11 protein-coding genes and 2 pseudogenes are annotated in these 9,919 nt (G+C 63.6%); 7 read left to right on the top strand and 6 right to left on the bottom strand.

Translation table 11 applies throughout. The features are described 5' to 3' along the window. Position 1 precedes the first annotated feature (1 nt). On the bottom strand, positions 2 to 694 hold the full coding sequence (locus tag ABLE91_RS28235; RefSeq protein ID WP_348935890.1) for an aspartate racemase/maleate isomerase family protein: 693 nt from the start codon (positions 692 to 694) through the stop codon (positions 2 to 4). Beyond that, positions 691 to 1,635 (bottom strand): polysaccharide deacetylase family protein, encoded by a 945-nt coding sequence (locus tag ABLE91_RS28240; protein WP_348935891.1) that lies wholly within the window; start codon positions 1,633 to 1,635, stop codon positions 691 to 693. Before ABLE91_RS28240 ends, ABLE91_RS28235 begins: the two co-directional genes overlap by 4 nt. A 199-nt stretch (positions 1,636 to 1,834) precedes the next feature. Between ABLE91_RS28240 and ABLE91_RS28245 the strand changes: the two genes are divergently transcribed. The 6 genes from ABLE91_RS28245 (at position 1,835) to ABLE91_RS28270 (ending at position 7,300) form a co-directional block, all read left to right on the top strand. After that, on the top strand, positions 1,835 to 2,539 hold the full coding sequence (locus ABLE91_RS28245) for a GntR family transcriptional regulator (RefSeq protein ID WP_348935892.1): 705 nt from the start codon (positions 1,835 to 1,837) through the stop codon (positions 2,537 to 2,539). Between the two features lie 177 nt (positions 2,540 to 2,716). Next, on the top strand, positions 2,717 to 3,787 hold the full coding sequence (locus ABLE91_RS28250; protein WP_348935893.1) for an ABC transporter ATP-binding protein: 1,071 nt from the start codon (positions 2,717 to 2,719) through the stop codon (positions 3,785 to 3,787). Positions 3,788 to 3,829: 42 nt separating this feature from the next. After that, a complete protein-coding gene (locus ABLE91_RS28255) occupies positions 3,830 to 4,888 on the top strand; it encodes an extracellular solute-binding protein (RefSeq protein WP_348935894.1) in 1,059 nt (352 codons plus the stop codon). Between the two features lie 27 nt (positions 4,889 to 4,915). Continuing rightward, complete coding sequence (locus tag ABLE91_RS28260) at positions 4,916 to 5,803, top strand: ABC transporter permease (RefSeq protein WP_348935895.1); 888 nt, start codon at positions 4,916 to 4,918, stop codon at positions 5,801 to 5,803. Positions 5,804 to 5,906: 103 nt separating this feature from the next. Further along, positions 5,907 to 6,626, top strand: a complete 720-nt coding sequence (locus ABLE91_RS28265; protein ID WP_348935900.1) for an ABC transporter permease — start codon at positions 5,907 to 5,909, stop codon at positions 6,624 to 6,626. A 374-nt stretch (positions 6,627 to 7,000) separates the two neighbouring features. Further along, positions 7,001 to 7,300: a PRC-barrel domain-containing protein gene (locus ABLE91_RS28270; protein ID WP_348935896.1), complete on the top strand. Its 300-nt coding sequence runs from the start codon at positions 7,001 to 7,003 to the stop codon at positions 7,298 to 7,300. Positions 7,301 to 7,801: 501 nt separating this feature from the next. On the opposite strand, the gene ABLE91_RS28275 is transcribed toward ABLE91_RS28270, so the two are convergent. From ABLE91_RS28275 to ABLE91_RS28285, 3 genes are all read right to left on the bottom strand, one after another. Next, positions 7,802 to 8,056, bottom strand: a complete 255-nt coding sequence (locus ABLE91_RS28275) for a hypothetical protein (RefSeq protein ID WP_348935897.1) — start codon at positions 8,054 to 8,056, stop codon at positions 7,802 to 7,804. Positions 8,057 to 8,197: 141 nt separating this feature from the next. Beyond that, positions 8,198 to 8,458: a hypothetical protein gene (locus ABLE91_RS28280; RefSeq protein WP_348935898.1), complete on the bottom strand. Its 261-nt coding sequence runs from the start codon at positions 8,456 to 8,458 to the stop codon at positions 8,198 to 8,200. 7 nt (positions 8,459 to 8,465) lie between these two features. Continuing rightward, positions 8,466 to 8,633, bottom strand: coding sequence for a hypothetical protein (locus tag ABLE91_RS28285; RefSeq protein WP_348935899.1), 168 nt, complete (start codon positions 8,631 to 8,633; stop codon positions 8,466 to 8,468). Between the two features lie 544 nt (positions 8,634 to 9,177). On the opposite strand from ABLE91_RS28285, the pseudogene ABLE91_RS28290 reads away from it, so the two are divergent. After that, positions 9,178 to 9,795, top strand: a pseudogene (locus ABLE91_RS28290) (cyclic peptide export ABC transporter); the annotation flags it as partial. Positions 9,796 to 9,804: 9 nt separating this feature from the next. Here the strand turns inward: ABLE91_RS28290 and ABLE91_RS28295 are convergent. Next, a pseudogene (locus ABLE91_RS28295) lies at positions 9,805 to 9,919 on the bottom strand (IS5/IS1182 family transposase); the annotation flags it as partial.

Here is a 9,919-nt window from a genome sequence, read left to right on the forward strand (position 1 = left end):
ATCATATAATTCTCAATGTTGCTTGAATGCCAAGCGTGGCTGAATCAATGACCAGCAGAGATGATTCTAATTCCAGGTCGCTGGAAAAACGATAGCCGGGAAGATTCGTGCTCCAGATAAGTAAAGCGTCTGCGACATCTCTATTCGCGACGTCTCTTGCAAAATCGATGATGGGCTGCGCCGGGGCGCGCGCCGCAGAAAAATTATCGGTGTAGCCGAGATGCAGCTCTGCTGTACTGCTCACACCCTGTTCGGCGAAGCGGTCCTTGAAGACCTGTCCCTGCGCAGGCGTGCCGTGCGTGACCAGGGCAATCCGGCGGATGCGACGCCTGTTGAACTCATCGAGCACCGCAAGCGCGGTTGTCACCATGGGAATCCCGACATGGCGCTCGACGCGCTCGCACAGGGCGATATCCAGGGCAAAGCCGATGGCGGCGCCGCGCGTTGCGTTCCAGCAGATGGCCTGCACCTGGGCCTGCGCAAGAAGTTCGGCCGCCGTCAGGAAGGAGCGTTCATCATAGCCGTTCTCCGGCTGTCCTTGCCCGTTCCCGAAATAGGGCACACGCGCGAAGCACGCATCCACGCCGGGAGAGGTAAGGAGCAGGCTCATGGTCGCCCGCTCGACGACCCGGTTTGAGGACGGCAGGATAACGCCGATGGCGCGTTCGGCAGGGGCGGTGCGCGGGGCGGTCATAGGTGCACCGCCGGCTCATCGCAGATCATGCCAAGCTGCGCATCCTGGCCCGAGGCGGCAATCCAGTGCCGGGCCAGATCGATGCGGCGCGCGACCCAGATGCGGTCTTCCAGGCTCGCAAGCAGCCCGAGGATGCTCTCCACGGCGGCAAAGCGTGCCGGGCGGCCGCAGATACGCAGGTGAAGACCGATGTTGAGGACGCTGCAGCGGCCCCGCTCCGCCTCGCCCAGCAACGTGGATAAGGCGGCGGCCACATAGCGAACGAACTGGTCGGGCTCGACGAAGCCGTTGGGGTGGAAGAACTTCATGTCATTGCAGTCGAACCCGTACGGCACGACCAGGATCTGGCCGCCACCTGCGGGGGCCAGATATGGGAGATCGTCGTCAAAGCCGTTGGAATCGTAAAGGAAGCCAAGCTCCGCCAGGAGATCGCGCGTGTGGATGCTCTGGCTACCACGGCAGCAGAAGCCGAGGGGCCGCTCGCCTGTGGCCTTTCTGATGGCGTCGATGCAGCTGACGAGAGACGCCCGCTCCTGGGCGCGATCTGCAAAGTCGGCGTGCGGGCGCCAGAGCCAGCCGTGGCAGGCAGCTTCGTGTCCCCTTGCAACGATCTCGGCCGCCAGCTCCGGCAGGCGCTCCACCGCACGCCCGCACATATAGAACGTGGCCGGCCGGCCATGACGCTCGAATGCGTCGAGGAACCTCCAGAGGCCGACCCGCGTGCCATAGGCGAACATCTCTTCCTGGCCGAGATCGCGGATGCCCGGCGGGACGGCGCTGATGACTTCGCCGATCCTCTCGCTGACCGCGTCGCCATCACCGACGGCAAGCTCCGCTCCCTCCTCGAAGTTCACGACGAGCGAGACGGCGACCTTGGCACCGTTCGGCCAGATGACCGCGGGCGGACGACCGCCATAGCCAATGAGATCGCGCTGTCGCATATCGTTCCCCGAGGGTGCCTGCGGAGATTGTTATGACAGCACGGAATTATTGTCGACAATTTATGATATGTATTGTTGCTTATTTATTGAGCGTTGAGTTGCCGAAGCGCGGCGCCACTGTCACAATCTGCCAGCGAGCGAAGTGTGGGATATGATGCGGAAGCCAAAAGCGGCAACCACAACCAATAGCGGCCGAGCCATGGACCAGGATCCGGTTGTTCAGGGCATCCTGAAAGCGATCAGCCTGAAGCGCCTGCGCCCTGGCATGAAGCTGGGTGAGATCGAGCTGGCCTCGGCCTTCGGCACGAACCGAACCCACATCCGGCAAGTCCTGTCGCACCTCGGCTCGCGCGACCTCGTCACGCTGATCCCGAACCGTGGCGCCTTTGTCTCGCAATGCTCGGCGGAAGAGGCGCGCGCGATCTTCGATACCCGCAAGATCCTGGAGCGCGCGGCGATCTCCGCGGCGCTGGACCGCTTCACGCCGGAGATGGGCAAGAACCTGTCGCGGCTGGTGGCGCTGGAGAAGTCACATTCCCACGACGACCGCTGGGACGGACTGGACCTCAGCGCCAGTTTCCATGTGGAAATCGCCCGGCTGAGCGGCAATCCCGTCCTCGTCAAGTTTATGGAAGAGCTTGCCCTGCGAACGTCGCTTGTGATCGCGCAATACGAACAGCCGGGAGCGGAGGATCATTGCCCGGATGCCCATCCGGATATCGCCGAGCGGATTCTGGCGCGCGACAAGGCCGGCGCGATTGCAATAATGGAGCGCCATCTGACGGAGATGCAGGCCCGGCTGAGGCTTGATGGAGGCGATGAAAGCGAAGCCGACATTGCCGCGATCTTTCAGGAATTGGGCATCATCCCCAGGACGAAGGCCGGGGCGCGTCGGGGGGCTTGAGCTCGCGAAACGGAAGGCGGCTTTGCCGGGTGCCTAAAACGCGATCAGTATGGAAACAATTTGATCTTTCAATTGTCGACAATTTCTAGAATTGTTTGTTGCGGATGAGTACCCACTCCATCAGAGCCTCCATTCATGCGCGCCGATGTTCACCCGCCTCCGCCATCTCCCATCCGGATGCGCAGCGCATCGCTTGAGCTGACGTCCATCTCGCATCGGTTCGGCGAGGCGCTGGCGATCGACGATGTTTCGATGGCCATCGCGCCGGGCGAGTTCATTGCCTTCCTGGGGCCGTCCGGGTGCGGGAAGACCACGTTGCTGCGGATCGTGGCAGGCTTCATCACGCCAAGCGCCGGCGATGTCCGCATCGCCGGCACGTCCATGAGCGGGCTCGGGCCGGACGAGCGCGGGGTCGGCATCGTCTTCCAGAACTACGCGCTCTTTCCGCATATGACCGTGGAGCGCAACGTTGACTATGGATTGCGCGCCCGCCGGCAGCCGCGCGCCGCGCGCCGCGCCCGGGTCGAGGAGATGCTCCGCTTCGTGCAGATGACGACGTTGGCGGACCGTTATCCACGCCAGCTCTCCGGCGGACAGCAGCAGCGGGTGGCACTGGCGCGTGCATTGGCGGTGGACCCGTCGCTCCTGCTGCTCGACGAACCTTTCGGTGCGCTCGACAAGAATCTGCGCCTCGACATGCAGATCGAGCTCAAGCGCATCCAGCGGGACGCCGGCTTGACCGCCATCATGGTCACGCACGACCAGGAGGAAGCGCTGAGCCTCGCTGACAAGATCGCGGTCTTCAATGCCGGACGCCTGGAGCAGTTCGGCACGCCGCAGGAGATCTACGACCGCCCGGCGACGCGCTTCGTCAGCAGCTTCGTCGGCCATGCCAATCTTCTGCCCGGCGAGCTTCTGGCAAGCGCGGGCGAGGCCGAGATCGCGACCGACGCCGGCGTTCGCCTCGTGCTGCCCCACGCCAGCCCCTGCGGACGGGCCGGGCGGGTGACGGTGGCGATCCGGCCGGAGAATCTTCACCTCACGGCGGACGGGGGTGGAAATGCGTTCTCCGCCGTCGTGCGGTCGGTCATGCCGCTCGGCGCCACCATTGCCTATAATCTGGCGATGCCGGACGGAACGCCGCTGAAGGTTCTGCAGATGCGTGGCGCCGGGGTCCACGCGGCACCCGGCGAGCATGTCCACCTCCGGGTGTCCAACCCCGCCCTCTGCCCCGTCTACATCGACTGAAGCCCTGAAGCCCCTGAAGCCCTGAAGTCTTGGAGCCACGCCATGACCGCATCGATTTCACGCCGCCGGTTTCTCGCCTCCGGCGCCGCCGCGGCTCTTGCCCCGGGTCTGTTGTCCGGTCTTTCAGGCCGCGCCCGGGCAGCGAGCAGCCTGGTTGCCACGACCTATCCCGGCACCTGGGATGTCGCCCAGCGCCAGATCCTGCTGCCGGCCTTCGCGGCGGCGACCGGCGCAAGCGTCGCGCTTCAGCCGGTCCTTGCGCTCGACGCCGTGGCGAAGATCGTGGCCTCCAAGGCGAACCCGCCCTACAATGTTGTGCTGATGGATGAGGGTCCCTATCTGGCGGCGCTGGACATGGGGATCTTCGCGCTCCTGCCCAAGGACAGGATCAGGAACCTCGCCAGCCTTCCGGAGCGCTTCATCGATCCCAACGGCCGGGGCGCCTTCGTCTCCGTCCAGGTGATGGGCATCGTCTACAATCCCATCGCGATCAAGACGCCCCCCACGTCCTGGCTCGACCTTTGGAAGCCGGAATACAAAGGCCGGGTCGGCATCACCGGGCTCGGCAGCAGCCTCGGTTCCGCCTGGATGGTGGAGATCGCGAAGCTGCATGGCGGCAGCGAGAGCAATATGGATCCCGCCTTCGAGGCGCTCAAAAAGCTGCTGCCGAACGTCGGCGCGGTGGCTCCCAACCCCGGGGCGCTCGCGACCCTGTTCCAGCAGGGCCAGGTGGACATCAGCTTCAACTATCTCAATGCCATCCTGCCGCTGGCCCAGCGGGGTGCGGATATCGCCATCGCCCGGCCGGAGTCCGGATGGGTTCTGGTGCGCAACTCCCTGCACGTCATCGAGAACAGCAAGGAGCTCGATCTTTGCTACGCATACATCGACACGGCCCTTTCCGACGGCGTGCAGGGACGGATGGCGGCGGCACCCAACTTCCTGGCGCCGACGAACAAGACCGTGACTTTCGGTTCCGAGCTGCAGAAGGTCGCGAAGGACGATCAGGAACTCGCCAAGCTGACCTTGATCGACTGGAAGGCGCTCAATCCGCAACGCAGCGCGCTGATCGAGCGCTTCAACAAGGAGGTTCGGACCTGATCCGGGCCGGACGGGCAGGGGATCACGATGACGGCCGAAGCCAGACCCTCGCACGCTGCCTCGCCCGTGCCGCGCAGCGCGTTTCGCATGCACTTGGGCAAGCCGTGGCTTGCCCTGCCGCTGCTGGCTTTCTTCCTGATGTTCGTCGCGCTTCCGATCGTCATGCTTCTGTCCGCCGCCATGACCGGCCCGGACGGCGTTTCGCTGGTGCATTTCACCCGCTTCTTCACGGACGGCCTGAGCCTGCCGGTGCTCGGGCGCACGCTGCTGCTGGGACTGGCCACCGCCGCCGTGGCCCTGGTGCTCGGCTATCCTCTGGCGCTGCTGTTCGTCTCCGCATCCACGCGAGTTCAAAGACTTCTCATCCTCATGATCGTCCTGCCGCTGCTGACCAGCGCCGTCGTCCGCACCTTCGCCTGGGTCGTGGTTCTTGGCCGGCAGGGACTGGTCAATGAAGCGCTGATCTGGCTCGGCGTCATCGGGGCCCCGATCCCGCTGCTCTACACCGAGCCGATGCTGATCCTGACCTTGGCGCAGATCGAGCTGCCGCTCATGACCCTGCCGATCATCTCGGCGCTCTCCTTGATCGATCCGCGCCTGCAAGAGGCCTCCACGGCTCTTGGTGCTGGACGTTGGCGCACGCTATTCCTCGTGGTCTTCCCGCTCAGCCTGCCCGGTGTGATTGCGGGCGTCCTGCTTGTCTTCGCCGCGGCCTGCGGTGCGCTGGTCACCCAGTCCATCGTCGGCGGCGGGCGCCTGCTTTTCATGCCCATGTACATTTACCAGCAGGGCATGCAGGGGCAGAATTGGCCCTTCGCCGCCGCCATCTCGCTCATGCTGCTGGTTTCGGTTCTCGCGGTGGTCACGGCCCTGAATGTGCTCGGCCGGATTGCAACGAGGCATCTTCATGTCTGAGGCTCGGTACCCAAGGCCATGGCGGCACCTCGACCGGTGGAGCTATGCGCTGGCCCTCTATGCGATCGGCGGCGTCGCCCTCGTCCTCCTGGTCTTGCCGACGGTGATCGTTTTGGTCACGTCCTTCACCTCGGCGGGGACATTGCGGTTTCCGCCGCCGGGCTTCTCGACCCAATGGTATCGCGCGCTTTTCGTTGCTTCGCCCGAGATCATTGCCGCGGCGCTGGTGAGCTTCAAGGTCGCCGCTGCCGCCACGCTTGCCGCGACGTGTCTTGCGACCGCCGCGGCCATCGCGATCACTTCAAGCAAGGCGATCTGGGCGCGGGCTGCGGATACCGCGCTGATGTCGCCGCTGCTGCTGCCCGCGCTGGCGCTGGGCCTCGGCCTGCTCCTGACCTTCAACCAATTGAATCTGGGACTGTCGATGACGACGCTGATCATCGGACATACGGTGATCTGCTTTCCCTTCATCCTGCGCACCACGCTGGCGAGCCTGGCCCAGATCGATCGCACGCTCGAGGAATGTTCGCTCAGCCTCGGTGCGGGTGCCTGGTTCACCTTCGCCAATGTCACGCTTCCCTTGGCGCGCGGCGGCATCGGAGCGGGCGCCTTCATCGGCTTCATGGCCTCGTTCGACAACGTCGCCATTTCGCTCTTCCTCGCGGATGCGCATTCCGAGGTGCTGCCGATCCGGCTCTGGGACCTGATCGAAAACATGCTCGATGTCCGCGCTGCGGCGGCTTCCGGGGTGCTGATCGCCGCCACGGTCCTGCTGATGCTCGTGATGGAGAGACTGACAGGCTTATCGCGTTACATCCGATAATGTTGTCGCTTGGCCGTTAAATGTAAGAATGCGCTCACTTCCGGGGGATGCTGCTGCGTGTCGCTTTGTGCGGACCCCGAGGCCGGGGTCGCTGTCGTGGGGCCAGATCCAGCGTCTCGTGCCGATAATGCTTTCGTGAGTTTCGATCTCACCCGTGCATGCGCCGGCTTGTGCAGGCCGCTCGGAACAGCAAAGACGCTGCGCACGCCCGCGATATAGATTGCCGATCTCATGATTGCCGCTCCTGTTGCCGGAGGACAACTGCTCCATGTCGTATCTGCAATCAGAAAGAACGCATGTGCTCCGTCGGTGTTCCTTGGAACTGCATAGTTTCATGGCGGGTTTCCTCAGTCCGATCAAGAGGAGACTCCCCTATGGACCACAGCAAGCACATAAGGCTGGCCAGCGCTGAACTGGTCCCGTCCGTTCTCGAGGGGGCGACGATCTATGGCCCTGATGACGAGAAGATCGGCAGCGTTTCGCACATCCATGGCACCGGCCCGGCGAGCCTGGTGATCGTCGACGTCGGTGGATTTCTCGGCATCGGAGCTAAGCCCGTTGCAGTGCCGGTTGGCGAACTCGAGTTTATGCGGGACGAGGACGGTGACGTTCACGCTGTCACCGCGTGGACGAAAGATCAGCTCAAGGAGATGCCGGAGCATATCGACCCCTGACTTCGGCCTCTCTGAAGGCGTCTTCCGCCTAGGTCAGTCTCGTTCCGAGTAGCTGAGCGGCAGGCAATTGCCGCTCAGCCTTAGTTTCGGAACAGGGTGCTGATCGTGTCGGTCTCGATCGGGGCGTGACAATCTGTCATTACGCTACGGAATGCAATCCTGTCGGGATATTTTTGGGCGGGATCGTCCTTGGAGTGTATGTGGGGAGACGGCGGCCCGGCACAGCTTGAACCGCTCGATAAGGAGGAAGCGGCCCACGCGCAGTCCAGCTGTGCCCCCGGAAAGGCAGGCGCGGGGCCGCGGCGGTTGGCCGGGGTCGGGGTGGTGCGGGCGGTGAGGGATTGGCGCTGGTCGCGCGCGAAATTCGTCATCTGAAATCTCCCGCCGCCAGAACTGGCCTACGGCTTAAAAGTTCCTGCGCGCCGGAGGCCATCTACTGGTGGCTGACGCAAAAAGCCCCGCCCCGGCAAGGGGGCGAGGCCTTTTCGCTCGGGGGCGGGGTCAGCGCTGGCCGGGATTGTCCTTGTTCTGGTCCTTGCGGCGCTGCTCGTCCGCGTCGCCGTGCTGGCTCTGCTGGTCGGGACGCTTCTGGCCGCCCTGCTGGTCCTTGCCGCTGCCGGTCTGGTGCTGCTGCTGTTCGCCGGGCCGATTGCGGTCCTGCTGCGGATCCTGCTTGCGATTGGGATCCTGGCCGGGACCACCCTGTCCGCCCTGCTGGCGCTGCGGGTCCTGGTCGGGTTGGTTTGGGTTGCCCATGGTCGTTGTCCTTATGTGTTGGGGGGTATTCCCTCCACAACAACCCGGGGTCGTGCTGATCGTTTCAGCTTGGCCGGAAATATAGTTTCCACCTATTGCCCGTGCGGAAAGGGATATCGCGAATGCAAGATCCCGCAGGGCTCAAATTTCAAGCGCATGTATCATGTCGTGGCCGACGAGAAAGAGATGAAATTCTTCGGTTGCGGCCAATATATCTTTTTTATAGCCGGTCGATGCTGCGAAAATCAGGGCGTCCATAGCCTTGTCGAACTGCAGCGACATGACGGTGCCGCAGCACTCCATCATGAAAGCGATGGCCGCGCTGACGGTCGACACATGGCGTTTGCCGTGCCAGGAGATGTCGAAGCCGCGGGCCAGCGGCGCATCCCATTCCTTCGCCATGGTGCGATCAGCGGGGCGGTCGCTTCGCGGCATCCTCGGTGACCGCGTCAAGCGCGGGCCGCTGCCTGTTCGCGGTGACCAGCACCTCGAGGGCTGATGCGAGGCTGTGGTCTGACTTCCCGCGCAGGTGCTGCACAAGCGCCTGGAGAAGCGGGCGTTCGGTTCGAAACTGCATTGTGGCTATCCCAGCGTGTTTGAGCGGGGGCGCAACGCGGCCTTGGCCATTTCGGTTCCGAGCGGGCCTGGATAATCGCTGTGCGGCGAGAGCCAGATGCCCGGCAAGTCGAGGAGGTGGTGCGCGAGGGCATTTCCGTTTCGACTTTGTCTATCGGCCCTTCGGTATGCAGCCCTTCTCGCGGAACCTGTCGGCAATGACGTGGCGAGTGTATTCAAGACCGGGCTCGCGGCTTCCTTGGAGCCGGTGCTGGCGGTATCCTGTAGGCCTCTCCCCTGGCCGTAATGATCGCCCAACAGCCCGTGAGACTGGTGCCCTCTGTGGAGAACGTGACATTGGTCACCACATTCGCGCCCTTCTCGGCTGCCGCGAGCTGGAGGCGCCTGATCGCCTGATCTTGGGTCGGTTCAGGTTGCGTGATGCCGCTCTTGCAGGACGAGCCCGTCACCTCGCCAAGCTGCTGGGCGTTCGCCGGGAGCTTGAAGGTAGGGTCGGTGATGACATTGATGGTCGGTACCTCAGGGGGCGGTTCTACAGTTCCGATCCCTTCGTGCTCGGTCCCATCAACCTTGAGATCAGGGCGGGAGAGCTCATCTTCATCGTCGGTGCCAATGGTTCCGGTAAGACCACGCTCATCAAGCTGCTGCTCGGCCTCTATGCGCCGCAGGCTGGGGATGTCGTGCTCGACGGAGTGCTGGTGGCAGCAGAGACGCGGGACCATTACCGCCAGCTCTTCACCACCATCTTCTCGGACTACTATCTCTTCGATGACCTCGCTTATGGTGCGCTGCCGAAGGAGGCCGAAGGCCATCTGGAACAGCTCGGCCTCGCCGGCAAGGTGAGAGTAGAGGAGGGGCGTTTCTCCACCACTGACCTCTCCGCCGGTCAGCGAAAGCGCCTCGTCCTCGTGCACGCATATCTGGAGAAGAGGCCGGTAATCGTGACTGACGAATGGGCGGCGGACCAGGATCCTGAGTTCCGGCAGCTGTTTTACGAGCAGCTTCTGCCTGCCTTGAAGGCGCAGGGCCGGACGCTTCTCGTGATCAGCCACGATGATCGCTATTTTCATCTGGCCGACCGGATCGTCCGCCTGGCCGATGGCCATATCGTGGACGATCGGCGAGCCGTCCGGCCGAGTCTGGTTTCTGGGAGCGAAGCGTAGGGTCGGGACTCAATCGCACCAGAATGCAATGACGGCGGCAATGTAGGCACCTGCGAGGTAGTTGGCGGCAAGCTTGTCGTATCGGGTAGCAATGCGTCGCCAGTCCTTGAGCCGACACCAGAGG

It is taken from the genome of Aquabacter albus (assembly GCF_040049275.1).
GTDB lineage: Bacteria > Pseudomonadota > Alphaproteobacteria > Rhizobiales > Xanthobacteraceae > Aquabacter.